This is a genomic window from Leptolyngbya sp. FACHB-711 (assembly GCF_014695615.1).
Classification (GTDB): domain Bacteria; phylum Cyanobacteriota; class Cyanobacteriia; order Elainellales; family Elainellaceae; genus Leptolyngbya_A.
This window is the reverse complement of record NZ_JACJOR010000151.1, coordinates 23790-48559: the sequence shown is the minus strand read 5'-3', so window position 1 is coordinate 48559 and position 24770 is coordinate 23790. Positions and strand designations below refer to the sequence as shown.

The 24770-nt window shown below is 49.7% G+C and carries 22 protein-coding genes; 5 read left to right on the top strand and 17 right to left on the bottom strand.

Translation table 11 applies throughout. The features are described from left to right. The first annotated feature begins 140 nt into the window (after positions 1–140). Complete coding sequence (locus tag H6F80_RS05265; RefSeq protein ID WP_190790547.1) at positions 141–662, top strand: DUF6624 domain-containing protein; 522 nt, start codon at positions 141–143, stop codon at positions 660–662. 692 nt (positions 663–1354) lie between these two features. Beyond that, a complete protein-coding gene (locus H6F80_RS05260) occupies positions 1355–1762 on the top strand; it encodes a hypothetical protein (RefSeq protein WP_190790546.1) in 408 nt (135 codons plus the stop codon). A 287-nt stretch (positions 1763–2049) separates the two neighbouring features. Here H6F80_RS05260 and H6F80_RS05255 read toward each other — a convergent pair whose 3' ends face one another. Further along, positions 2050–2421, bottom strand: coding sequence for a hypothetical protein (locus tag H6F80_RS05255; protein WP_190790545.1), 372 nt, complete (start codon positions 2419–2421; stop codon positions 2050–2052). 65 nt (positions 2422–2486) lie between these two features. On the opposite strand from H6F80_RS05255, the gene H6F80_RS05250 reads away from it, so the two are divergent. Then, positions 2487–2801, top strand: coding sequence for a hypothetical protein (locus tag H6F80_RS05250; protein ID WP_190790544.1), 315 nt, complete (start codon positions 2487–2489; stop codon positions 2799–2801). Positions 2802–2871: 70 nt separating this feature from the next. On the opposite strand, the gene H6F80_RS05245 is transcribed toward H6F80_RS05250, so the two are convergent. Genes H6F80_RS05245 through H6F80_RS05230 form a run of 4 tightly spaced genes read right to left on the bottom strand, consistent with a single transcriptional unit; the run spans position 2872 to position 9415 of the window. After that, positions 2872–6747 carry a WD40 domain-containing protein gene (locus H6F80_RS05245; RefSeq protein ID WP_190790543.1) on the bottom strand — a complete coding sequence of 1292 codons (3876 nt, stop codon included), beginning with the start codon at positions 6745–6747 and terminating at the stop codon, positions 2872–2874. Positions 6748–6756: 9 nt separating this feature from the next. Further along, entirely contained in the window at positions 6757–7278 is a 522-nt protein-coding gene (locus H6F80_RS05240) for an AAA-like domain-containing protein (RefSeq protein ID WP_190790542.1), read from the bottom strand. 39 nt (positions 7279–7317) lie between these two features. Further along, positions 7318–8592, bottom strand: a complete 1275-nt coding sequence (locus H6F80_RS05235) for an IS256 family transposase (RefSeq protein WP_190790541.1) — start codon at positions 8590–8592, stop codon at positions 7318–7320. Continuing rightward, complete coding sequence (locus H6F80_RS05230) at positions 8585–9415, bottom strand: AAA-like domain-containing protein (protein WP_190790540.1); 831 nt, start codon at positions 9413–9415, stop codon at positions 8585–8587. Before H6F80_RS05230 ends, H6F80_RS05235 begins: the two co-directional genes overlap by 8 nt. A gap of 1079 nt (positions 9416–10494) precedes the next feature. On the opposite strand from H6F80_RS05230, the gene H6F80_RS05225 reads away from it, so the two are divergent. Further along, entirely contained in the window at positions 10495–12972 is a 2478-nt protein-coding gene (locus H6F80_RS05225; RefSeq protein ID WP_190790539.1) for a hypothetical protein, read from the top strand. 220 nt (positions 12973–13192) lie between these two features. Here H6F80_RS05225 and H6F80_RS05220 read toward each other — a convergent pair whose 3' ends face one another. From H6F80_RS05220 to H6F80_RS05165, 12 genes are all read right to left on the bottom strand, one after another. Next, entirely contained in the window at positions 13193–13504 is a 312-nt protein-coding gene (locus H6F80_RS05220; protein WP_190790538.1) for a recombinase family protein, read from the bottom strand. Positions 13505–13914: 410 nt separating this feature from the next. Beyond that, positions 13915–15438 (bottom strand): fdxN element excision recombinase XisF, encoded by a 1524-nt coding sequence (gene xisF, locus H6F80_RS05215; RefSeq protein ID WP_199296392.1) that lies wholly within the window; start codon positions 15436–15438, stop codon positions 13915–13917. A gap of 405 nt (positions 15439–15843) precedes the next feature. Then, complete coding sequence (locus H6F80_RS05210; RefSeq protein ID WP_190790537.1) at positions 15844–16884, bottom strand: hypothetical protein; 1041 nt, start codon at positions 16882–16884, stop codon at positions 15844–15846. Positions 16885–17107: 223 nt separating this feature from the next. Beyond that, entirely contained in the window at positions 17108–17941 is an 834-nt protein-coding gene (locus tag H6F80_RS05205) for a hypothetical protein (RefSeq protein WP_190790536.1), read from the bottom strand. Further along, on the bottom strand, positions 17941–18966 hold the full coding sequence (locus H6F80_RS05200; protein WP_190790535.1) for an ATP-binding protein: 1026 nt from the start codon (positions 18964–18966) through the stop codon (positions 17941–17943). Before H6F80_RS05200 ends, H6F80_RS05205 begins: the two co-directional genes overlap by 1 nt. Then, entirely contained in the window at positions 18878–20308 is a 1431-nt protein-coding gene (locus H6F80_RS05195) for a M23 family metallopeptidase (protein WP_190790534.1), read from the bottom strand. The genes H6F80_RS05200 and H6F80_RS05195 overlap by 89 nt, the downstream gene beginning before the upstream one ends. Then, a complete protein-coding gene (locus tag H6F80_RS05190) occupies positions 20305–20730 on the bottom strand; it encodes a hypothetical protein (protein ID WP_190790533.1) in 426 nt (141 codons plus the stop codon). Before H6F80_RS05190 ends, H6F80_RS05195 begins: the two co-directional genes overlap by 4 nt. Before the next feature lie 3 nt (positions 20731–20733). Continuing rightward, positions 20734–21120: a hypothetical protein gene (locus H6F80_RS05185; protein WP_190790532.1), complete on the bottom strand. Its 387-nt coding sequence runs from the start codon at positions 21118–21120 to the stop codon at positions 20734–20736. A 195-nt stretch (positions 21121–21315) separates the two neighbouring features. Beyond that, the gene (locus tag H6F80_RS05180) at positions 21316–22782 is read right to left on the bottom strand and encodes a P-loop NTPase family protein (protein ID WP_190790531.1); all 1467 of its coding nucleotides are present in this window, start codon (positions 22780–22782) and stop codon (positions 21316–21318) included. Positions 22783–22786: 4 nt separating this feature from the next. Beyond that, entirely contained in the window at positions 22787–23614 is an 828-nt protein-coding gene (locus H6F80_RS05175) for a hypothetical protein (protein ID WP_190790530.1), read from the bottom strand. Between the two features lie 72 nt (positions 23615–23686). Beyond that, entirely contained in the window at positions 23687–24187 is a 501-nt protein-coding gene (locus H6F80_RS05170) for a hypothetical protein (RefSeq protein WP_190790529.1), read from the bottom strand. Then, complete coding sequence (locus H6F80_RS05165) at positions 24174–24446, bottom strand: hypothetical protein (protein ID WP_190790528.1); 273 nt, start codon at positions 24444–24446, stop codon at positions 24174–24176. The genes H6F80_RS05170 and H6F80_RS05165 overlap by 14 nt, the downstream gene beginning before the upstream one ends. 129 nt (positions 24447–24575) lie before the next feature. Between H6F80_RS05165 and H6F80_RS05160 the strand changes: the two genes are divergently transcribed. After that, a complete protein-coding gene (locus tag H6F80_RS05160) occupies positions 24576–24770 on the top strand; it encodes a ribbon-helix-helix protein, CopG family (RefSeq protein ID WP_190790527.1) in 195 nt (64 codons plus the stop codon).

Here is a 24770-nt window from a genome sequence, read left to right as displayed (position 1 = left end):
GCACCGATCAAGCCCTCGACCAAGCGATGACGGAAGCAGTTCAGTTCATTACTGAAGATGACGCCATTGGTTGGTTCAATCACTGTGGTCTATTCACATGAAATTTGCTGTAAAAAGAGCGAGACAGAGCAGGAGGATTCATGACTACCTCAGATAGTAATTTGAACTCACCACCCCCAAACATGAGCATCGCCGATGAGTTAGTGCAGATGGGGGAGCGTGACCAAGAGATGCGAAATAGCCAGGAGTGGGATGCAGAGGTCGATATTCGCAACACCCAAAGATTGAAGCAAATTATTGGGGAAATTGGCTGGCCCTCCATTTCCAAAGTTGGGCGAGAAGCTGCTAATTATGCCTGGTTGCTGGCTCAACATGCAGATCATGATGTTGCGTTTCAGCGAGATTGTCTCCACCTGATGCAGCACTTGATGAGCGATGTAGATGCAACGACAGTAGCGTATCTGGAGGACCGAGTGCGGGTGAATGAGGGGCGACCTCAACTTTACGGGACGCAGTACTACGAGGACGAGCAGGGAGTTTTTGGTCCTAGACCGATTGAGCAACCGGATGAGGTGGATGAAAGACGCAGAGCGGTAGGACTTGAACCGCTTGCCGAGTACGATCGAGCGATGCGGCAATTGCAGGAGGAAATGGGGGATTAAAGAACTTCAGCTTACCTATTAGTTCCAATGCAACAGGACCGGAAGGGAGACACGGCAGTAGTTATCGACTAAGCGAACCGTGGATACAGGGGAGCAGGGTGCAACCATCATCAGCACCTCATGCTAGGGAAGCTACTTTGATCTTACTCTCGCCAATGTGATGAATGAGGGGTAAAAACATTGATCGCACTTCTAATGACTGAAGCTCAACCATTGTATTATTTGTGACAATTCCGAGCGTGAACATTTAATACTACTATCCGAAGAAATTCAGTAAATAGACGGAGTTCTGCTGTATATTTCTCTAGAATGGGCAAGTATAGAGCGTAGTCCTACCTATCCGCCTAAATTAGGTGTTTAGGCAGCGTATACGTTGCTTACCTCCCTCAAATAGTTAGATAAACAGTATAGCTCTGCCTAATGAACTGTTAGCTGGCTGGGTGTATGGGTGCAACCGGAAGGTCAATTGTGAGGTGCTATCTTCAGTAGAAGCACTGACAGAATTAAGAGCCGCGGTAAATAGAGCCGAAGCACAAAGTCAATCGGCTGTTAGTTGTTCTCTTGCAATAGATTCTCGTTACAGAAGTTTGAAAATCGCGAGGAATTAATTAATGAAAATGTGTTTCAGAGCGTCAGTGTGGCTCAAGACGGTTGTGCTAAGTGTAGTAATCCTATCGTTTCCTATCCCTGCGTTGGCTGAGCGTGCTGAAGACATTAGCTTGGAAGAATGGCGGCGAATGGTCTCAGACTTTTCACTTGAAGAAGCTTGGGACTTGAGTAACTGTATCAACAATGCTTTGGGAATCTATAACCGTAGATTGTCATTTTGTCGTGTTAACGGCGAAAGTATTAGCTTTCTGCTTGATAGAGGAGATTTGCCGTGGAGTTATAGATCGGTGGGCCCAATATTTCAAGAGCCACAATATACTCCAGAGGAACAAGCGATCATTGAAGCTTACGAACTTCGTTGGGAAAGATATCTTCAAATAAGAGAAATAGTCAGTGCTGCTGCTGCAAATGCTCCTGTTTGCACGGGTATGTATGGAGCCAGAATTTCGTGTCCTCGTAGAGTGTCCCCCGGTCTTGGTTTTTCGAGATAGGAACTCCTTGATGTTGTAGATGTATCGCGTGCTGCTTAATTGTCACCAGCTTGAGCAGACAGCAGCTAACCCTCTAGCTCCTCAATGGGGATGTGATGCTGGGATATGGCAACGATTCTGACGATAAGGGGTTATATCGGCTGGACTGTCTGCTGTGCAGATTTTGTCGCGATCGCGCTTTTCGACGTAAAAAGGAAAGATGCTCCCGAAAGATAGGAGATTCCCACGATCGAAAGCGATTGAACGTCGCCCAATGGACTCTGATCGTCAAAATCGTTGCTATGGACCTATTTAGCTCGCTTGCTAACCTGTTGTAGTTGGCTCTTGGCAAGTTCTTTCCATTCTTGACGTAGGTTAGCATCACTGGGATGGGTGGTAAGCGATCGTCCAGCGAGTTCAGGATGCTGGGCATAGAACGTTCTATCCACTGCGGCAAAAAAAGTAGTACGATCGACTCCAGCTTGAGCAATTGCAGCGTTGAGTTCCTGATTTCTTGCTTTTTCCTCAGCAGTTAGTTGGAAGGCTTGGGAGGAGGACTGAGGTTTGGCTTTAGATGAGGTGGAAGTTGCTTGATGATCCCGATACAAATTCTGCATAACACGATCGATGGGTGCAGGACTGACAGCATAGATTCCGCCTGCAACTACTCCTAAAATCATCAGTTTCTTGGCATGGATGAGAAATAATCGATAACGAAAACGGTTGGAAGGACGGTAACTCTTGCTTGGAGGGGGGTTGTCCGAAACCGATCCTCTGGAGCTGTAGTGGCTGGAACTGTCTTGTACTGGTTGGTCTTGCGACCAGCTCTGCTGTCTACGTTGTTCTTCTTGCTGCTGTTGCCTACGTTGTTCTTCACAGTACCTTTGGTGTTCTTCCCATTGTCTTTGCTGCTGTTGTTGTTGCTGTTGTTGCTGTTGTTGCTGTTGAAAAAGATTCAACCATTGTTGCTGTTGCTGTCTTTGTTGGTCTTCATAATATTGCTGCTGCTGCTGCTGTTGCCACCATTCCATTTCATCATCTCCTTTTGAGTGAATTGTGAATCAAACCTTTATGCTAATCAATTCATCGACTGCATCTGAAACGCTCTTTCAAAAGTTGTGTCCTTACTCTCATCTCTGCCCATTCTGATTGTCCAGATACCCCTCACACAAAGGTCGATCGTCTGGATGAGTAATGAGGTAGGTGCTAATCCAATTACAGCCATCAGTCATTAATTTCTCTAAATCCCACGTCCACAATTTCACAGTATCATCTCCACTCCCTGACGCAATCGTTTTTCCGTCAGGGCTGAAACTGACACTGCTAACGAGATTCTGATGTCCAGTAAAGGTGAGTAGTTCTCTGCCTGTTTCTACATCCCACAATTTCAAGGTACCGTCATTACTTCCTGAAGCGATCGTCCTGCCATCGGGGCTAAAACTGATACTGAATACCCAGGATCGATGCCCAGTAAGAGTGAGTAGTTCCCTGCCTGTTTCTACATCCCACAATTTCACAGTATTATCCCAACTCCCTGACGCAATCGTTTTTCCGTCAGGGCTGAAACTGACACTGCTAACGAGATTTTGATGTCCAGTAAAGGTACGGAGTTCTCTGCCTGTTTCTACATCCCACAATTTCACAGTATCATCTCCACTTCCTGAAGCAATCGTTTTGCCATCAGGGCTGAAACTGACACTGCTAACGAGATTCTGATGCCCAGTAAAGGTACGGAGTTCTCTGCCTGTTTCTACATCCCATAGCTTCACAGTGCTACTAGCGCCAAAGTTTTCAGCGGTCGAATCCCTGCCCCACGAAGCGATTGTCCTACCATCGGGGCTGAAACTAACTTCTTGTCCAGCGAAGGTGCGGAGTTCTCTGCCTGTTTCTACATCCCATAGCTTCACAGTATCATCCCTACTTCCTGAAGCGATCGTCTTGCCATCGGGACTGAAACTGACACTGCTAACGAGATTTTGATGTCCAGTAAAGGTACGAAGTTCTCTGCCTGTTTCTACATCCCATAGCTTCACCGTCTTGTCAGAACTTCCTGAAACGATCGTTTTGCCATTAGGACTGAAACTAATGCTATTGACTTCCCGCTGATGACCGGAGAGGGTATTGGATTCTCTATCCGTTCCTACATCCCATAGCTTCACCGTCTTGTCAGAACTTCCTGAAACGATCGTTTTGCCATCAGGACTGAAACTGACACTGGTGACCTGATTCTGATGCCCAGAGAGAGTAAAAAGTTCTCTGCCCGTTTCTACATCCCATAGCTTCATCGTCCTGTCAGAACTTCCTGAAACGATCGTTTTGCCGTCAGAACTGAAACTGACACTGGTAACTGTACTTCGATGTCTGAAGAGAGTAAGAAGTTCTCTGCCCGTTGTAATATCCCATAGCTTCACAGTATTGTCCCGACTCCCTGAAGCGATTGTCCTACCATCGGGACTGAAGCTGACGCTATAGACTCCACTCTGATGTCCAGTAAAGGTAAGAAGTTCTCTGCCTGTTTCTACATCCCATAGCTTCATCGTCCTGTCAGAACTTCCTGAAACGATCGTTTTGCCATCAGGACTGAAACTGACACTGGTGACGTGATTCTGATGCCCAGAGAGAGTAAGAAGTTCTTTACCCGTTGTAATATCCCATAGCTTCACAGTATTGTCCCAACTTCCTGAAGCGATTGTCCTACCATCGGGACTGAAGCTGACGCTATAAATCGGATGTTGATGCCCAGTAAAGGTGTGGAGTTTTCTACCCGTTGCAACATCCCGCAGCTTCACCGTCTTGTCAGAACTGCCCGAAACGATCGTCTTGCCATCAGGGCTAAAACTGATGCTGCTGATTCGGCTCTGATGTTCAGCGAGGATACGGAGTTCTCTGCCTGTTTCTGCATCCCATAGCTTCACAGTGCCGTCATTACTCCCTGAAGCAAGCGTCTTGCCATCGGGATTAAAACTAATACTGCTGACCTCATCCCTATGTCCTTGAAGTGTATTCCGTTCCGCTATCCCTGCATTCGCGCGATAAAGCGCCGTTATCACCCTGGCTTGAGTATTGTCCTGCTGCCACATCGCTGGGTTCAGTCGCTTTAACTGCTGCCCCGCCCGCAGGCTTTCCAGTAGGGCAAAAAAGGGTTGCCCGGAAAGAAATAGTGCCTCTGAATTGGTGCTTGCTAACCGCACATTTGCAAGGGCTAGTGTAGTTTGTGCTATTGCCACGTCAGCTAGAGCTTTTTGCTGTTCCTGCCTTGCCTGTGCTGCTGCCTGTTGAGCTTGCTGGCGTTCCTGCCCTGCCTGCATCGCTTGCGCCGTTGCCAACTTCACCTGCCGATTCGCTGCCGTCAACCGTTGCGTTGCTCCCTGCAAACCCACCTGCGTCTGTTTCAACCCTGCTTCAGCTTGCCGTTGTCCCGTTTCAGCAACCCGCTGATTTGCTAATGCCTGCTGTTCTCCGACTTCAGCTTGTCGCTTATCTGCCACAGCAATGTCAAGATTCCGCCTGGCATTCGTCAGATTGTCCTTCGTCGTAACCAAGGTCTGCTGGGTAGTCTCTAACTCCTGCCGCGCTCCATTTGCTGCCTGAATTTGCGATTGGGCAAAAATGCCAGAAAGTATCGCTACTCCAATTGACACCGCCAGAACAATTACCCCAATCCGAATTTGCTTCCTTGCCCTCTTATATGCATTGCTTGCCCTCTTATATGCATTGGTTGTAATCCGTTTGGCTCGTTTCTCTACTTCCAACTCATTCTGCTGACTAGCATCTAAAAATTCCTCATCTTCATCGCTTAGCCGCTTGCCTAATTTCCAAGCCAGCGCCTTCTGCAACGCCTCCCCTCGCAACAGCCGCGAATCATCTTTCTTGCCGGACTTCATCCAAGCTGAAAACGCCTCGGCATAAAATGGGTCGCGCAGCTTCGCCAACTCCTGACTCACCCACTCCTGATTAAAAATCTGCCGATAGATTGGGTTAAACACCTCCAGTCGCTCCTGGCGGGCTGCGACTAGCCCCGACAACCGCAGTTCTGCTTGATCCACATCCACTGCTGCCGCTTGCACTGCCCCCTGCTGCAAAATGGTCTGGTAAATCCCCAGCAGTCGTCCCGTTTGGCGTTCCCCCTGGCGCAACAGGCGATCGCGAATTGTACCAAAATGCACTGGCTGGTCCTGAAACTCCCAGTTTGTTACAATCTGCCGCTGCACCAACTGCTCAATCCAGTCAGACTCCTGCCCCAGCAAAACCGGCATTCCTGGTTCTTGCTGTGCCAGCGCACAGAGCTTCTGAGTCAAAAAAGGCTGTCCACCTGTCCAAGTCAAAATTTCTTGCAGCAGGATTTCTGGACGCTCTGCTCGTTCTGCCAATCCCAGTGCCAAGGGACGCGCCTCAGCCAAGCTAAACCCCTCCAGCATAATCGGGCGACCAATGTTGAACGGTGTGCTGCTTTTATCTCGAATCAGACTATCGGGTGTTCCCACCCCAAACAACGCAAACGTCACCCGTGCAGCCTGATTCGTCTGGCGATGAAACGAGCGGATCAACACCAAAAAATCATCCAGTGAAAACGGCACATCTAGAATGCTGTCGATCTCATCCACGAAAATCACTACTGGGCGATCGGTGGGAGCGAGAATCTCTTGCCGAATAAACTGATTTAACCGCTGGGCGGGTCCAAGATGTCTGTGGTCGCGCCACCAGTCTGATAACTCGATCGGCAAACCCAGATCATCAATCAGACACTGCACCACCCCGGCATACCACATCTTGGGGTTAAGCAAACTCGTGCCAATCCCTTGCAAATCTACGACCGCACAGGTCACGCCATCTGCTGTCAATCGCTGATAAGTGCGGCTACGCAGCGTTGATTTGCCCATCTGGCGTGAGTTCAGCACATAGCAAAACTCACCTGCCTGCAAAGCTTCATACAGTTCAGCATCAGCCCGTCGTTCAATGTAGCTATCGCTCTGTGGGGGCAAACACCCGCCAACCTGGTATTCCATTCCATCCCCCTACAGTGCACGCTGAAAATAATCGCGATAAAGCTGACAGCGAGGCACCACCTCATTGCCCTGAAACTCGATCAGCCCCATACTGTGCAGCTTAAACTTCTGTCCCTGATCGAGCATCACCGGTTCAGATGCGCTAGCCACCTGCTTCATCGCTGCAGCCAAATCTGGAGTTTGGGTTAAAACATTCCAATGGCGTAACAGATGCCGATGATAAACACCAGCATCTGTCAAAGCTTCATCCAGCAACCGCTCGACTGACCGATCCCCTTGCGCGACAGCGTACATCGCCAAGCGCACCAGATAAGGATGTCCGCCCACCAGCGAATGCAGTGCCCTCAAGCTATAGTCCTTTCCCTCCGTTCGCTCTTTGCCCGGCTCAGTTTCCCAGTTCAGTCCATGCCTAACTGCCAACTCTCGCATTTGCAGCAGCGTAAATTCGGGCAGTTGAAACGGCAATCCCACATTAAATGGTGACTGATTCACCTTCAGTTGAACATAGTCTTCAGTTGAATAGGCAATCACAAATCGGAACTATTGTCAAATCTGGTGTACGAGGAAGAATTAAGCAGCGTCCTGACAGAGTTCTGAATTCACTAATTGATCCACTCGAATGCCATCTTTGAATTTCACCCCCTCAATCACCTCCCCTAATCGTTTGAATCCTCGAATGCGTAACCATCGCTTCTGAGCACTCTGCACCAGTTTGAACACCAACGACACAATACTGTCAGTAGAGACACAGCCTCTGGTTTTATCGGTTCTCAAGCGCACGGTGGCAAAGGTCGATTCAATCGGATTGGTGGTGCGAAGATGGACCCAATGTTCGGCTGGGAAATCGTAGAACGCCAACAATGCCTCCCGGTCTTTGGTTAAACACTCCACGGCTTTGGGATACTTGGCTTCGTAGGTTTTGATGAAGCGGTCAAAGGTTTTATCTGCCTCGTCTTTGGTCGCTGCCAGGTAGATTTCGTGCAAAGCAGATTTCGCCTGCGGTTGCTGGCTTTTGGGTAGCTTGTTGAGCACATTGGCAGTTTTATGCACCCAGCAGCGTTGGGTTTTAGTAGACGGAAACACCTGTGCCAGTGCTTTCCAAAACCCCAGTGCGCCATCGCCAACCGCCAGTTCCGGTGCCACTTTGAGTCCCTGGTCTTGTAAGCGCAGCAACACTGGCTTCCAACTCAACTCCGACTCCCGCAAGCCTGCCTCCAGTCCCAGCAGTTCTTTGACGCCTGTATCGGTCACACCGATGATGACCAGGATGCAGTGGCGGTCAGATTCGTTGCGGATATTGAAGTAGATGCCATCTGCCCACACATACACGTACCGTTTCCCGCTCAGTGACCGATTCTGCCACTGGTGATGCTCCTCAATCCATTTGGCTTTCAAACGACTGATCGTACTTGCCGATAGCCCCTCAGCCTGAGGACCGAGCAATGATGCCAATGCCTCTGAGAAATCTCCTGTAGACACCCCTTTCAAGTACAGCCAGGGCAACACCTCCTCTACACTCTGGGCGCGTTTGAGATAAGGTGGCAACAACGAAGAATTAAACTTGATGCCGTTATGCGTGCGGTCTCGCACTTTCGGCACCTGTACTTCAACTTCACCAACCCCAGTTAGAACCGTGCGTTCCGGCAAATAACCGTTGCGAACGACAGCACGCCGTCCCTGTTCGTCTTTGAGGTTTTGGTACTGCGCTAAAAACTCTTGTAACTCTGCCTCAACAGCTTGAGCAATAATTTGGCGAGCACCGTTGCGAACTAATTCTGTCAGGGCATCTCGAAACGATGCTGATGATTCTCCTGATTGAAATGCAATAAGATTGTCCTTACTCATGGTGTATCCTCGTCTGGTCTTTCTTTTGCTTATCCAGCAGGATACGCCGTTTCTTCCCCCTTTGCTTGTACACCACTTCAGAGCATAGCTCCACAAATCGTAGCTTTCCCCAGTCCCTTTTCTGATGAATGCCATCCTCATGCCACTTTCGCAGCATTGTAAAAAACTCAGCAGCCAGTATCTGTTGAGAAAACAAACAGTCCACATCATCCAGAGCCAGTACCAGAGAGCCGTCAATTCGAGGGAGCAGATGCTTTTCAAAGTATCGACTACAATTCATCTTCTGTGAACTTCCTGGATTCCAGACATCAGCAATCATCGCCTCGATTTCAGAGCTTTCTAGATCTAGTTGGCGTGACATTTCCCAGCAAAAGCTACGCAGAAACGGCTCTAAGCTGTCTAATAGATCACGATCTAGCTCCGACAAACTCCAAGCCACTACCTGCCTGCCCTGGTTAACCGCCTCATCTAGCACTCGACTGAGCAAAGAGGATTTACCCATTTGTTTAGGTGCCCTGATCCGTAGCAACGCACCCGGTTTCTTGATTGCCTCACAGCAGCGAGTTTCCAGGGGCGGACGCTCAATATAAAACCCTGATTCAAGCGAAACTGGGTAGTCAGGTTCTTCTAAAGCAATGCTTCGATGTTTGAGCAATTCGGGGTTGAGATGAGGGTTATTGGGATCGTAGCGGACAAATAGTTCGATCAACTCATCTCTGAGTCGATAGGACTCGCCTTTATCATTACTAAGCCGCAGGGATTCACCCTGTTGGATAAATTCTTCATCAAATGCCTTGCAAATGGCAGAGATTTGCTTGCTCACTGTAGACGGATCTGTATGTGGCGTATATAACTTCTGGGTAATTGCCTGATTACTTTTTCCTTGAAGCACGCATTCCAGGACTGGTCTTTGCTTACGAGTCAGTCTTTTATTGATGATGGTCTCTAGCATCTTTTTAGTAATCACTGCCTTGCTCACCCTCTAGCTTCATCAAGACTTTTCAAAAAAAGACATCGCCTCAGACATTCACAGTCCTTTTTTAACAGAACCTGAGGCTAGTGAGCAGAAATGTGAGATTTTTTTCACTTCTGCCGAACAGAATGGCACAGCAACGAGCTAGTTCTCACAAATGCCGCAGATCGTAGACAGTTCTGCTGTTCCTATTCAAGATGAGAAATTCTTATCACATTCAGTCTTGTAATAAGTGCTTTGCACCAAGATGAAATCAGTTTAGAGCAGATACCAAGTAACCATGCATTTCTAAACTGATTGCTCAATCGTTCATCTTACTCAAATCTCAAGGAGAAAAACATGATGCGGCTTTTCACACCTGCTGTTGCTCTATCGTTAGTTACGCTGTTCGCTCCATCTGCTTTAGCCAGTAAGTCGAGCTTTCGTGTATATAATTCTTCAGGCTACACACTTCAGCGTCTTTATGTTTCAGGTTCCCATCTTTCAGACTGGAACAATGACATTCTTGGCAGCAGCGTTCTCAGACATGGGAGGAATACTAGAGTGATCTTCGGCGATCAGTCTTCTCAGCGTTGCTTGTACGATTTTCGCGCTGTCTTCTCTAACGGATCTGTTGCTCAAGATATGGAGGTTGATGTTTGTAACAGTGGATGGCTCGAATATCGGTAAAAGCTACGCTGAGGGCTGTGTGGACTGCACAAACATCAGCCCTCAAAAGCTCGATTCCTAGAATTTAATGCTAAAACCTTCACGGAATAAGAGTTGATGAAGCTCTGTGAGAATAAACTCACATTCAAATAAAATCACAATCAGAGAATTAGTCTGAATTTATGCCATAGGGTAAAGACTTGGTATCAAATTCCCCGTCTCAACGGCTTTGGTCGCGTCAGCCCTTATTTACGATTAACACTAAGCAGAGGTTAAATTTCATGGATAAGAAGATCAAGCACTCCTTAAATCAGGCAAGAGCTTCTAAAGAAGGTCGAACTTTTACAGAAGCAGATGGAACCGACCCAGATCAAAGTGGAATTTCAACGATTCCAAAATATCTGAATGAAGCACGAGGAGATGATACTTTTTTCATTTCAACAGAAGGGCGTTACCGTGTTCGCGAAGCCCAAGGAACTGACACCTTAAAAATTGACTACTCCAAAGTTGAGGCACAATATGGACTGCGAGGCGGTGTAATCTACTACACAGGCAGTGGGTCGTTCTACTTGCCAAATGGTAATGGAAAGAGTAGTTCACACATCAACTACGCAGGCATGGAAAGATTCGACATCACAGGAACTGCCTTAGATGATCATCTTCCTGTCCCTACCGGTCCTTATGGAGGACAAAGCGATGTTTTAAGAGGTGGAGACGGAAATGATATTTTTGGATTATCGCTTTGGAATCAGCGGGGAGTCACCCAAAAAGCAGATGATGTAGACGGTGGTTCAGGAAACGATACGCTTAGGCTAGCGCTGACTCATAATGCAGCGATTACTCTTAAAGTCGATACATCAGGCAATGGAAAGCTTGAGAATAATGGAACACAACTTCGCAGCATTGAAACGCTTAATGCTAGAACAGGCTCAGGGAGAGACAATATTTCTTGGTTAGGAAGCGGCAACAGTACTATTTATGCTTATGATGGCAACGATACGTTAACCAGCGGTTCAGGTAATGATTACCTAGATGGTGGTTCAGGTAATGATTACCTAGATGGTGGTTCAGGTAATGATTACCTAGATGGTGGTTTCGGCAATGACACTCTGATATCAAGCGGTGGTGCGGACACGTTGCTAGGTAATTCAGGCAATGACACCCTGGTTTCTAGCAGTGGCGCGAACATACTGCTAGGCGATTCAGGCAACGATGTGTATAAGATTGAAAGTCCTGAAAATGGAACCAATGTTTTAATCAATGACACTTCTGGAGGCAGTGATTCTCTTGTTTTTCCAGGAATTGAGAGAACCCGCATGACAGAAGGGCGACTCGGTTTAGGTCGAGAAGGCAAAAATTTGATTGTGGATGTGAATCGGAACGGCGAGATCGATTTGACGGATTTGAACATTGTTAAATTTTTTGAGTCTGACACCGGTTGGAAGAGAGGTAGGGGCTTCATTGAAAAAGTTGGTAGCTTATCCAGTAATGAAGTAATTAATCTATTTGCATTAGAAGGACGCGAAAAAATTTACTCTCTCTCTGAGTCAAAACCGGTTCAGTTTGAAGTATCTGGCTATCAACCTGGAACTGCCCCTGCTAGCTTGGTACAAGCATATAAAGGACAAACGGTTTGGATTGTTTCACATGGCTTAAACTCAGATACTGGAACTTTTGCAGACTTGGCAAGGAAGGTTCGTCAGAACAAACCTAGTGACGTTGTGTTGCTGTTAGATTGGAGCCAAGCGGCTGGTACGGGATTTATTGAAAATTATGAAGCTGGCAATATTGCAGCTTCTCGATGGATCGATGATGTTGCAGATTTTGCCTTCGACAAACTTAAGGCATGGGGATTCACGGATGGCAGCAAGCTTAATTTAGTTGGTCATAGCCTTGGTTCGCTAGTAAGCAGCGAAATTGGCTCACGATTCCGAAGCGTCAACCGACTAATTGCGCTCGATCCGCCTTCTGAAGCTCTCGGCGCCTACGCTGTAGATGCTCGTAATTTTGCTGCTGTATCTAACTTCTCCAGAGCCTATGTCGGAAATCAAAGTGTTTTGGGCAACTCTGTTTTTGCAGGTACAGCGGACGAAGCCTATGTGATGGATTTCGGCAACACTTTCCCATCACTTTACGATGAACATTCAAGAGTACATGCGACCTTTACCAATATGCTCTCAGGCAATCGCAAACTCATCGGCAACTTATTAGGTCTCGATGACCCTGCTCGATCGCAGTTTCGACGTAATTCATTTAGTAGAGGTTGGGATCCAAGCCAATTCGTTTTTGAGGGCATTATCAAAGTTAACAACCAAAATGAACCACTTTCGTTAACAGGAAGAAGGGCTAGTGGCTTGGGCGAAGATGATTTGATTTACGGTACTACTGGAAATGATGAGCTAACAGGAGGAAGTGGAAGTGATTACTTTGCCTTTAAAGGCAACGGTAGGTTTAATGTTGAAAGCATGGGACTCGACATAGTAAAAGATTTTGTGCGTGGAAGCGATCGAATCGTTCTCGATAACGACACATTCACCGACTTAAGTATTGGTTTGCCAATCCGATCGAATCAGTTTGCCCAGGTGAATTCGCTATCAGCGGTTGGAACAAGCACTGCTAAGATTGTTTTCAATTCAGCCGATAGCAACCTTTATTACAACCCTAATGGGAGCGCATCAGGGCTAAGCAATGGAGGAGCATTTGCGAAGTTAGTAGGAATTTCCACTTTATCAGCAATTGATATTGCAGTCTTTGACTAACATGTTTCTAGTCAAAGACAAAAACTGTTCTCAAATTTGTATTTCCACTTGAGATTCGCAAGATGATGCACATCATTAATGCTATTGATACGATAGCTTCACTTCCTTTGCCTCCTGAAAAACCACGATTGTAGTGCTCTCTATTAGAAGCTGGATATTGAGAGGCGATCGCCCCAGATGCCTTTACACCAGAAGCGATCGCCTCTTAGCCCTGTTCAGGTTAGAGCACCGAAAGGTTTTGTTCTAGCACTTTGATCGCAACATTCTTATCTCGGCAGAGATTGATAAACTGCAAAAGTTGGGTTGCAGAGCGGCTTAGGCGATCAACACGAGTCACCAAAACCATGTCTGCCTGATCAGTGGCAATCAAGTTCATCAGGCGATTAAGACCCGCCCGATCGCTTGACATACCTGACTGAACATCTGCCAATACCTCTGTAGCCCCAGCAACTTCTAACTGAGCCATCTGCTCATCGAGATCGGATTGAGCATTAGCATTCACTCGTGCATAACCAATAACTTTGCGTGGCATATCGAACTCCTTGATTGACATGATTGGTGGGTAATGAATCGGTAATTTAAGCATCATTACCAAGCTGAGACTGCTTAGGAGCGCGGGGCTGCAACTCCTTAACCGTTGCTTTCACAGTTGCGAGCAGCTTGTGAAAGTTTGGGCAGTCATGACACTTGCTTTGACTGCCCGGTTCAGAACAGTCGCAGACAAAATGCGCAGGCTGATCAAAGTGGTTCTTGCAGACAGGGCACCAGCAGGGATTTTTACCTCGTAGCCCAGGACGAGTCCCAATTTTCTTGGAACCACAAGCAGGGCATTTGAATTCGACTGGATCTCGCTGCCACCCTTCCAGGGCAGATTGCATTGCAAGCTCGTAGCACCGTTTTTTATCAAGCAACTTGTTCTGGAGGTACATCGTCAAAAGGCTCCTACTGGTTAAACACGACAGAGACGACCTTGCCGTCCTGGATGTAGATTCTGTGGACGAGCTTGCAGTAAATCTCGACTTTTTCGTCGTTATTCAACAGGTGCCAGATCGCCAGGTTGTTGCCCGCTCGAATCAGATCCTCCACAGAGCTATCGAACACCTTGTCCTTCGAGAGAAACGGATTTTTCTCCTCCTCAATCTCCTGGCGTGTCTTTTGCTTTAGGGACTCAATCTCAGGATCAAAGCCAGGGGATTGTTCCAGCCATTCTAATCTCGCCTCTAGACGAGCTAAAGCCTCTGAGCGAGCAAGAGGTGTCTCTTCGGTAGATGATTCTTCCTGGTTGAGACGGTGAGACTTCTCAACCAGTGCCTCAATCAGCGATTCCTCAATATTTCGACGCCGAATTGCTTTGTGGTTATTGCAACCGACCCCTGCATGACGACAGGCGTAGTAAAGGTACTCCGTGTTGGTACTACTGCCCTTCGGTGTGCAGCGGGAACCACATTCCTGGCAATAGATCAACCTAGTCTGATAAGCAAAGGGACGATAGTTGTCCGTTCCGGTCAGGCTCTTCTGGAAGGCACCACTCGCGTTGCAGGTGTTGACTTCGAAAAGGGCTTTGACTGCTGCGGCTTCCCCATCTCGGAACAGCCGTTGCTCAGGATGAGTGTCCCGAATTACCTGCCATTCCTCCTCTGGTAAAGGGCGACGCTTACCCCGCACTGTCTTGTAATGGAGATAGGAGGTGTGACCATCCAAAACAGGGTTCTTGAGCCAAAGCGTAAACCCACGGGCGGACCAATAAAAGACTTTGTCAAATCCATTAAATTTGGCATGGGTCTTCACGATCCCGTACTTCTCAAAAATCACCTTTATTGCCCGACGTGCCCCCTTCTTCGCAAAGAAAATATCAATACAGTCTCTAGCTAACTGGGCGATCGTACGTCCTGGCAGCAGGCTCAGGTCAGTACTCTGGCTCAGTTCCAGGTAATTGTCAGGGCGATCGGTTAGGAGACAGAGAAAAGGGGTGTGGTCGAGTACGTACCGTCGATTAATGACCTTGTACCCCCAAGGACAGGAAGCATTCGCCCATTCCTGGATACGCTGGTGCTTCTTGCCGTGCTGAATGCGTTCGGACAAGAGATCGACTTCCCATTCTGCCAGTGTCCCCAGCACATTCAGCACCATCTTTCCTTGAGCAGTGCTTAGGTCCATTTTTTGATCCAGAATTACCAAGCTAACCCCGTACTCTTCAAGGGTGTCAACCAGTTTCTTTAAGGTCATTAAAGAACGGGTGATTCGGTCAATTCTGGTAATAATAATCTTTCGGATCTTTCCCCGCTTAACAAGCTCGATGAGCTTCACAAAAGAAGGACGTTTATCGTTCTTCCCCTTTTGAACATCTTCAAAAATTTGTTTTGCACCTGCCTCGATCACTCGGGCGCGTTGTTGCTCCAGTGCATTCGTATCAACTGCTTGTTCTCGCGAAGAAACCCGAATGTATCCAACGATTTCTTCGGTCATCTCTTCAATAGTATTTCCAACGGTTTCAAGGAATTTTTCCTGATTGGATAATACCACGTTTTTTGGGCAAATCCCACTTGAGTGGGTTATGCACAAAACCCAGGTTAACAGTAGAAAAAAGCTGAAAAGAAAGCTGTTCCAAGCAGAGACGAGAACCCCGATTATCGAGCGCAAATCATTCTTGATTCCTATCTCTAAGCAAATAGTAGATTCAAGAAAAAACCAGGCAATGAATTGCCAATAAGCTGGAGAAAAAGTCATTAGAAAACCTTCCGGCATTTGAATTTCTAGCTAAGAAATATCAGCTACGGAAGGGGGATGAGAGGTAATTTCGAACCCTTAACAATGTTTTACATAAACCCTCATTGCAAAACTTGGGCGATCGGCTTAGGGAGAACTCACCTGTTATATCCAGATCCAACGAATGTAACCCAGGAGGTCGAGGGTTCCTTCTACACCTCGATGAGAGTTACTCATAGGTCGAGCAAAGGGTTCACCCCTTAGCCAATCCAGAAGACTGACAGTCAGTTCTTTCCCTTTACTGAGCGCACGAGTATAAGCTTCCCAATCAGCTTCTATCCGCTGCTCGTACATGTGCGGACGTAATGCCAGGAGCCAATGTCCACTCCACCCTGCCTGTTGCAAATACTGAAGATACTCCTGCTCGGTTGGGTTGTAGTCTTGGCGATTCCCCTGCTTATTGAGCCAGGGCGATTGTCTCAATAATCGAACCCGGACAGCGAGGTTATCTCGCTGTTTTGCTTTGGAGAGACTCTCTTCCTGATTGCCAGGTCCCAGCTGCCAGATCACAAGAAAATCTTCTCTCAGCAATTCCAGAAACAAATCCCCAGGAGTCTCAAAAGGGTAGGCAACCTGATTCTTTTTTGCCCACCGTTGAATGTAAAGCTCTCCATGAGTTAGAAGCTGCAAACAAGCAATATCGATCGCGCTGCTGAGCCTTAGACATTCAAGGTTCTGGTCTGACAACCGCTCCCTTAAAACTCCGGACTCTCCCAGCGGGTCTGGAATCACACCCAGGAGTTGTTGGGCAATGACAACTCCTCGTGCCTGCCAGTAGTAATGCAAAGTCTTGAGCCAGTACCCCTGATCCTGATTTTTAGGCAGGATGAGTGCGTTGAGCGGGATGTCAGCAATCGCCTTAGCTAACCTGAAAAACTTTTGTCCCTCAGAAGTATCTGGAAGGTAGATCGGGGCATGCGGAATCAGTTGTCGTTCAAGTCGAAGCCGTTCATCGTCTAGCCCAGCTTCCTCAAGCCAATTTTGAATCGCTGATTGGATAGCAGGGCTAGTCTTCCAATGTCCCGTCGGCAGACTTAAAAGGTTCGGTGGGACGAGAATTAACGGGAGTTCCTGAAGGGTTCTAGGGCGTTCAAATACTTGCTCTGCCCATGTTTGAAGTTCAGCTTGGGATAGTGGTGAGTTCACAGGAGGGGCTTAAGAACGCTCAAGCGTGAAACAGCGAATTGAGTTGGGTCAAGCAGCGGGGCAAGGCAGAATTTGCGGCAGTCTGTGCATCAAAGCAGACAGCACTTTAGTTTAGGCTACCCACTGAGCCAGAAGGCGCAAAGCGTAGTGCGGGTTAGTGGATAAGTGTAGATAGAGATGGATCGTTCCACACCTTATTCTGCTTGGATTCCACCTGTCCACACTACCCACAATTAATGTGGATTGGACGCCATTTCATCGGATCGTTCTGCATCCACTCGCCTAACCCAGACTGATTTATCTGGTTAAGGAATGCCCTAAAACTCTCTGCGTTGAACCCCCGATCGGCTGCCCAGTTTGTTCTGAGCTTAGTGAAATGAAACCAACCCTCTGCATCTGCATATCTATTGGCTCGCCGATCGCAATACTCTAAAAACTCTTTAACCTGTGCTGGTAGGTCTGCTACTGCCCGATTTGGAGAGTGTTTTAATTGTGCTGCTATGCAGGAATCGTGGCATGGGGCAGGTGCCTTGTGCTGCAAGAAGAGGGGACTGTCGTTGGCAGGAAAGCTTAGTTTTCCTTGTTTTTGAGCTTCTAGCTGTCTTAAGGCTGCGATTAGCTGAGCCCGATCGACCTGTCCCAGGTGAGGAAACACCTGCCGGAATCTGGGTTTCGAGACGATCGCTTCAACCTGAGATAGCAATAGTTCACCCGATTGCTGCTCCAGCATTGCTTCCAGCAAGTCTACAAGCGACAACGGCAAGGGTTGAGCAGAACCGATCGCTTTCATCTGATCTTCGGTGTCAGCAGTTGGGTCAGTGATCGCCGGTTCTGACGCTGGCAGTTGAAGACGATCGCTTTCGTTCGGTGATAGTTGGGGCTGCAGCTGTCTTGCTTGCCGTTCCTGCTCCTGGGCAATTCGCTGCACCTCAAGCTCTGCTGCTCTGGGTAAGGACAGACGTGCTGCCCATTCCCTAGTGCTATGGCATTTGTGTGGTTCAACGCTTAGGATGTCCCACCCCATTAACCACGCCAGTCGATCGGCAAACTTCCCCACTAGCTGTCCTCCTCATCAATCCATTCCAGCAATCGTCGGATATCGGTCTGGTTTGATTGGCTGCCCTCAATCGGCTGGGCGATCGCCAGATGGGGAATGGGGAAGCGGTAGAGCCTGCCCCGATGTCCCACAATGCAGGGACGTTCCTGTTCATCTAGCCAGGCTTTTGTCTTGCTCCTGAGCAGGGGCGACAGCGATCGAATGGCTTCATAGGCGTCTTCTGCCAGATAGAAGCGGGCAAAGCTGCGACGCAGGCTGCCCAAGCCCTCTAGCCCTAACGCTTTGACTGACCATTCCTGAGAAACAAGAAAAACCCGCATCCGTCGCTTTCTACCCAGCCGCACCATTGGCAGCAGCCAAGCGATCACAGGATTGTCCTCCCCCGATTTCTTGGGCTTACAGGACTCGATTAGGGTTGGAGTTTCCTCGACAATTCGCAGCGTTTGCTGAAGCTGGGATTTCCGTCCTCGATTGATCAGTCGTCCCCGCTGCTGGATCTCCTCCTGGTCACTCTCTAATTGATCCAGGATTTCGTCGGTCTGCCATTCCTTACCCAGCACGCGATATCCCTGCCAGTCGTGCGGCTCCGCTTCCGGGTCAAAGACAATCACCTCGCTGCCGGGGAACTGAGTCTGGATCAGATATTTGATCAGCGTGGACTTTCCAGTGCCGGGAACCCCGATGATGGCAATGCAGGGGCAAAAGTCTGGGTCTTGAATCCGGCTCACTTCAAACAGGGGCAACTCGTCTTCGTCCCCGCCAGCGATCGCCTCTTCGGTCTCCGGCTCACCGGGCTGAGGCACAGTACGATACAGGACTTCGATCGCCTCCTCTACCTCTGGCAGCAATCCAAACTCTTGCTGCATTCTCAGGTCATAGGAAGACGATCGGTAGGCTAATTCTTTGCGGCGTAATTCTCGGGCAGCCAACCGCACTTCAAACTGCTCTTCTGCCGTTTCTTCCAATTTGGATGCTTCCCATACCACCACACCTGCCAGTAGCGATGCCAGGGTGCCCGTTAGCAATAACGTGATGATTGGTCAGAATTAGACCGTCTTCCCGAATGATGATGCCGCTAGCTGGAGCCGCGCCTGCATCAGTTTGAATCCAGATTTCAACCATGAAGCGGTCGGGGTCATTACTCGTGAGCGTCTGGGGCTGCCAGACAAAAGGGAGAAAAGGCAACTGAATCTTGGATAGATCCCACTGCGATTTTCTCTGGGGATCTGTGTCGGGCTTAACGTTGTTTTCTGCTCCATTGCTAAGGGATGTGCTGCTAATTGATTTCAGGTAAGGCGTAGGGTCGATCGATTGCCCTCCCTCAATTCGTTCAAAATGCAAATGCGGTCCCGTACTGCGTCCCGTGCTGCCCACCTTGGCAATTACTTGTCCCGCACTCACCTGACCGCCTGTCTGCACTAAAATTTCAGAAGCATGGCAAATTCGCTCTCCGTTGCCGTCACTGTGCTGAATCTCGACCTGTCCGCCACAAGCGTCGCTGCCCATCTGCGCGACCATGGCCTTCCCGGCTTGCGTCGCTAAAATCGGAACTCCGATTGGGGCAGCCAAATCAACCCCGTAGTGCATCCTGCCATCCCGCATTCCGTAGGCTGAATTGATGTTCGCTACCGTGAACCCGGCGATTGGAAAGACTTTGCCTGACGCTGCACTGCTAATAGGTGTTGCTTTAACCGCTTTCAGCAGTGCGTTTGCCGTCTCTTCCCACTGCTGATAATGCTGCTCGTATTCCTTCGCGGGACGCTGAACTGTGGCGATCGCCTGCCACTCCGGCATTGCGCGACGATCGGAGACCTTTAGGAGAGCATCGTAAAACCAGTTGGCAGAACAGGTCGCATCAATCCGGCATTCTCGGCTGCCCCAGCCGCGCTCCCGCTGCTGAAAGGGACCGAGGGAGTCAGACTTGCCCCAGCCCATTGCTTCAAAATACCAGTCGTCTCCGTGCTCCAGTTCCTGCATCGTGGACTCTTGCATCGCTGCCATTAACGCCAGCTTGATGTCTACCGGGTCCAACCCGCGATCGATCCCTGCCTGAATGATTTCCTGGGCGACGGCGATCTGTTGCCCATTCAGTCCTGCCGTCCCTGCTGCGATCGTTGCTGCTCCCATGCCTGACTGAGGCAGTGAAACTAATCCGGTCAACCAATGCAGAAAGGTTGCACCCCGGTAGACCGTCTCAACCACGTCATGCACCGGCTGGAATACCACAAAGGCGATCGCCGGGCTGCAGAGCAACAAGGTGAAAAACCAACTTCGCTTAACACGGGTACGTTCTCGTTCCCAAAGCTTGAATTGGAGGTCAGGGCTAAGTGCTTCGACCGGAGGAGGCGTCGCAGGAAAGAGCGTCATTTCTGTCTGAGAAACTCATAGCCGGTGGCAGCATTCTGCTGGAACTCAATGCGGAGCAAGAGCTGCTGGTTGAAGAGGGCTTGCAGCTTCCAGATATAAATCTCTTTGTCGTCCTCGCTGCTGTAACAGGTTGGCTGACCCAACCGTCTCCGCCAATCCTCCAACGTCGAGGGCATTTGTAGAAAGTGAACGATCGAGGGAATGCCAGGAACTTTGATGGCATCTGCCACTGGACATTCCCCCCAGTTGCCGATTAGCTGATTGATCGCACTCCAGGGGATAGGGTCATAGAACTGGAGATAGCCTGGCTGCTTCAGGTCCAGGTAAGCCACTCCCCAAACTGCAGCGACGACGCCGATCTGAAGAACACGCCTACCCCAGCGGTTGAGTGATACGTCGAGGCGATCGATCCAGCGTCGCATGAGCTATCTCCGATATCCCGGTTCGTCTGCGGGTTGTCCGGGTTCTCCGGGCTGCACTTCGTTTAACTGCATGCGGATTAGCTGCTGCCCGGTGTTGATGCCAGGACGGATTGCATCGACGGCACTCGCACCCCAGGTCGCGGGTCGCCACAGATCGAACTGACTGGTCCCCGGTTGCCCTGCGAGCAAGTAGGCAACGCCACCAATGATTGCGGCAGGGCCGCTCCAAATTCCAATCACGCCGACGGTTCGCAGAAATGATTTTCCAGGGTGGGTAATTGTCCAGATAAACCCACTCATTCCAGTCGCGATTTCTCCAACAAATCCGCGTGTGGTTTGACCGGCTCGGTAAGCCGTGTCATGGGTTGAACGATTGCTTTGTTCTGACATTTTGGGTGCTCCAATTTGCTAACAGTTGAAAACTCGTTTCTCGATCGATTTCTTGACAAATCTTGCTTGTTTCTGGTAATGCTAGTGGGCAGGTTAATCAGCAGATTCTCGTAAAGGTGCGAACCTGCTCAGTCCTGAACAAAAGGTTTGCTGAAACGGTGATTGGGCAAGGAATACCTGCACATCTGCTGACACCTACACCTGTCCCAAGCTGGGCGGCAAGTCTGATTTAGTAATCCTTGGCTTCCAGCAGGTACGCTCCAAAATTGCAATCTCGGCTGTTACCGTTTCCATCAGAATGACCTTGAGCTGGTCTGCCAGAATGCCTTTGTTTTTTGCCCAATTTTCCCGCAGCACTTTCACCTCCAGCCACCCTTCTGAATTGGCATATTTCTGACCTTTATCGAAGTAGTAAACGAGCAGTTGCTTGGCAGCATCAGATAACTGAGCAACGATTTCGATCGGGTCGATCGAGGTACATTGATTCACTTCCTTGGATGACTCATAAATCCGATCGAGCAGAGTCTTGATTTGCGGCAGATTCTCTTCCGCCAGTGCCTCGTCAATCAGCTGTTCGATCTTGGGGTCGTACTGGGGCTGCTGGGCTCGCTGCTCGGCCTGCTTCAGCCCCAGGTGAGCAAAGAGGTGGGTAAACTCGTTGCGGATGGCGATCGGGTTGAGGAAGTCGGGGATTTGGAGTGGAGTGTAAGCGGCATCATCGTCGAAGCTATTTCCGCCTGGTTTGAACCGGGCACGTCCTGAAAACACCGCTTCACCCCACTCGTCGTAGTCCGTCTCCAGTTCCAGAACGGCACTCTTGTAGGTCCAGCTATCCAGGTAGCCGGAGGGCATCGCTTCCCCGCCCATCTGCCCTTTTGCCCTGCCATGACAAAGGAAGATGTAGTGGTTGTGAAACTTCCGGTTGTTGCGAATGGCATTGCCGACAATCTCGGCGGCAAACCGGGCGGTGGCAGAGTTCTTGTCCGCGCAGAGTGCGCCAAACTCATCCAGAATGGCGGAGTGCGCTTCCTGCTTGCTGTGACGCGCGGTAATCGTGGCCTGCGTCCCTAGAATGTCCACCTCGGACTGAACCACATCCCCAACCAGCCATACCCCTCGCTCGATGTTGATAGAGCCGTGCGGATCAAGAATGATCACCCGATGTCCGCGCAGGATGGCTCGTAGAAAGGCAATGACCGAGGCAATCGAGCTTTTGCCACCCCCGGCAGGTGCAATCAGGATTAGACTCTCGCAGGCAATGCACTGCTTCAGCCAGGGATAGTCACTTAACAGTTCTGCCAGTCGCGATCGCAGGAGTATCAGGGCATCCGGGGGAGCCGGGATGTGGCTCTTAGGGGTGTCGGCGGGGTCAAGCGACTTAGGCAGAATCCGGCGAGGAGTTGCCTCGGAGAGAGGAACTGCCAGCATCAGACAGCCCATTGCCAGCGCCATCTCCAGCACACCCGCCACAGCGGCTTCCTTCTTGCCAGTCAGGGCGATCGATTGGCGTCTCATGCCCAGGTCATGAATTCGTTGCACTTCTGCGGCACTAAAGGTTTGAGGATTGCTGAAGACCTTGCTGCCCCCGTGCACAAACAGCAGAGCAGCCACTCCCAGCAACCCAGCCGTCAGCGTTCGCTTTTGACCCTTGCCCAGATACATGGCGCTACTGCCCTCCCACCGGAACGGGATTGGCTTGCTCGATCTGGCTGGCTCCCTCCTGCTGCGTCAGCTTGGGGTCAAGCTTCTGTGCGAAGGGATCAGCCGAAGGCAGGCGCTGGAGCAGGGCGTAAGCCAGCAGGCGATAGTTGAGTAACCCTTGCAGCACCATCGAGCTATCCGGCGGCACCGGCTCCTGGGGATAGAGTGCCAGCAATGCGGCGCGATAGCGGGTGTAGCCCAGGGCGACCGTTTGAGCATCACGAGCGATCGTCCCTTGCTGAATCAGCTTGAGACCGTCCCCGGCAAAGCGGAGCAGGACACACCGCTGTCGGTTCACCACATCAGGACACTTGCCTAAGTCGATGTCGATTGCCGGGTCAGTCGCGTCATAGCGAGACTCCTGAACTTCCTTCAGTGCCTCGTTGTTGAGCCGCACTGCCTCATAGCGCAGCATCGTCTCCATGTGAGTTGAGGCAGCCTCAGACAGGATGTATTCGTAGTTGGGGATGATGGCATAGAGTTTGGCGATCGCTTCTGGCTCTGGTGTTTTGGGGGTAATGCCTGCCAGCATTTCGGGGCTGAAGTCTTTGGCAAGATAAGACTCCTGGGTTGGCGTGACAGCCAGTTGCAGTCCATCCTGACGAAAGACGAGCCAGAACAGGGAGCCTGCACAGCTCATGCCCATGCTGCCAATCGCGAGCCAGAGCCAGGTCTTAGCAGAGAGGCGCTGGCATTGGCGGGCGATCGAGCCGAGGTTAAACCAGGACAGTTTGCCTGGGGAAGGGGGGCTGAGTTGTAGCTGACTCAGAGTGCGATTGTCGATCGGGTCCATGAGGGAAAGTTCTTGGCGAAAGGCTGAAGCCTGGAGGGAGGGTAGATGCGGTCATGGCTCACTTTTGACAATCTAAGAATCGTTGCGCGGCAGACCGAACCCCTTCCCCGCTTCCGTTCTGGGTTTCCCATTGGAGGTTGTTTCGCTCCCCGTAGCACCAATTGGGCTGCTGCCATTGCCGTTGGAGCAGGTAGGCAACACCGCCACAGCATAGGACTGAGGCAACTGCGGCACATATTGCCGCACTTCGGGTAACTCGATCGCCTCCAACTCGAAAGGGACGAAAGATTTGCCCTCCAGTCGCGAGAGCGTTTTGACAGCGATTTCTGCCTGAATGGATTGCGGATCAAGAATGGCAGCAACGCGATCTGCGGCATGATCAGTCACCAGGTCACGCTGGTCTTCTAGCTTCTCCGCCAGTTGGGTCATGGCTCCAATTGATTGACGGATTGTGCCTGCTGCGGTCTGAGTGAGGGCTGCGAGGGCTGTGGCTTCGTCAGGGGTGGGCTGAACTTGCTCTGACTGCTGTGCTTTACCGTTGCCGTTGAGGACTGCATTCTTATCGACTGGCATTTTGCATCTCCTTTTGCTGAATGATTTGAAAGCCTTTTGCACTGCCGCCGCGCTTTAGCCAAAAGCAATAACGGACTAGCCACTTCAAATCCTCTGGCTCATAGCAGCCCACCTCGTTGGGTCGAATTTTTAGAATGGTCAGCCAATCTCGCAGCGTGCTGGGCGGGAGTTTCTTACCTCGGAATTTGGCAAGATGCCAGCGCAATTCATCGAAGGTGTATAGCTGCTGTTCTAAGGGGGTTGCTTGAGTTTCGATCATTGCTGTCGTGTGTCCGTCGTGCTGTAGCTATTGCGCGATCGTTTTTCGATTCCTATAAGTTATGATAGTAGCACAGTAAAACTACAGTGCTACCACCTTGAGACTAAAAAAGTAGGACGGTGTACCCTTATGGATAATGAAACGCTTGAAGGATTTGGGATTGTGCCCACTAGCAAGGCAAAAATTTTTGCCTACGTTGAGCCGGAATTAAAGGAAAAGTTGGAACGGTTGGCTGAGAGACGCAACCGCTCTGTCAGCAACTTGTTAGAAACGCTTATAAGGGAAGAAGTTGAACAGGCAGAAAGAACAGGAGAAATTAAGTAG

Coding starts and splice junctions, on each gene's coding strand:
- H6F80_RS05265 (WP_190790547.1), top strand. CDS start 141: ATGACTACCTCAGATAGTAATTTGAACTCACCACCCCCAAACATGAGC.
- H6F80_RS05255 (WP_190790545.1), bottom strand. CDS start 2,421: ATGATTTTAGGAGTAGTTGCAGGCGGAATCTATGCTGTCAGTCCTGCA.
- H6F80_RS05245 (WP_190790543.1), bottom strand. CDS start 6,747: ATGGAATACCAGGTTGGCGGGTGTTTGCCCCCACAGAGCGATAGCTAC.
- H6F80_RS05235 (WP_190790541.1), bottom strand. CDS start 8,592: ATGAGTAAGGACAATCTTATTGCATTTCAATCAGGAGAATCATCAGCA.
- H6F80_RS05225 (WP_190790539.1), top strand. CDS start 10,495: ATGGATAAGAAGATCAAGCACTCCTTAAATCAGGCAAGAGCTTCTAAA.
- H6F80_RS05220 (WP_190790538.1), bottom strand. CDS start 13,504: ATGCCACGCAAAGTTATTGGTTATGCACGAGTGAATGCTAATGCTCAA.
- xisF (WP_199296392.1), bottom strand. CDS start 15,438: ATGACCGAAGAAATCGTTGGATACATTCGGGTTTCTTCGCGAGAACAA.
- H6F80_RS05195 (WP_190790534.1), bottom strand. CDS start 20,308: ATGACGCTCTTTCCTGCGACGCCTCCTCCGGTCGAAGCACTTAGCCCT.
- H6F80_RS05190 (WP_190790533.1), bottom strand. CDS start 20,730: ATGCGACGCTGGATCGATCGCCTCGACGTATCACTCAACCGCTGGGGT.
- H6F80_RS05185 (WP_190790532.1), bottom strand. CDS start 21,120: ATGTCAGAACAAAGCAATCGTTCAACCCATGACACGGCTTACCGAGCC.
- H6F80_RS05180 (WP_190790531.1), bottom strand. CDS start 22,782: ATGTATCTGGGCAAGGGTCAAAAGCGAACGCTGACGGCTGGGTTGCTG.
- H6F80_RS05175 (WP_190790530.1), bottom strand. CDS start 23,614: ATGGACCCGATCGACAATCGCACTCTGAGTCAGCTACAACTCAGCCCC.
- H6F80_RS05170 (WP_190790529.1), bottom strand. CDS start 24,187: ATGCCAGTCGATAAGAATGCAGTCCTCAACGGCAACGGTAAAGCACAG.
- H6F80_RS05165 (WP_190790528.1), bottom strand. CDS start 24,446: ATGATCGAAACTCAAGCAACCCCCTTAGAACAGCAGCTATACACCTTC.
- H6F80_RS05160 (WP_190790527.1), top strand. CDS start 24,576: ATGGATAATGAAACGCTTGAAGGATTTGGGATTGTGCCCACTAGCAAG.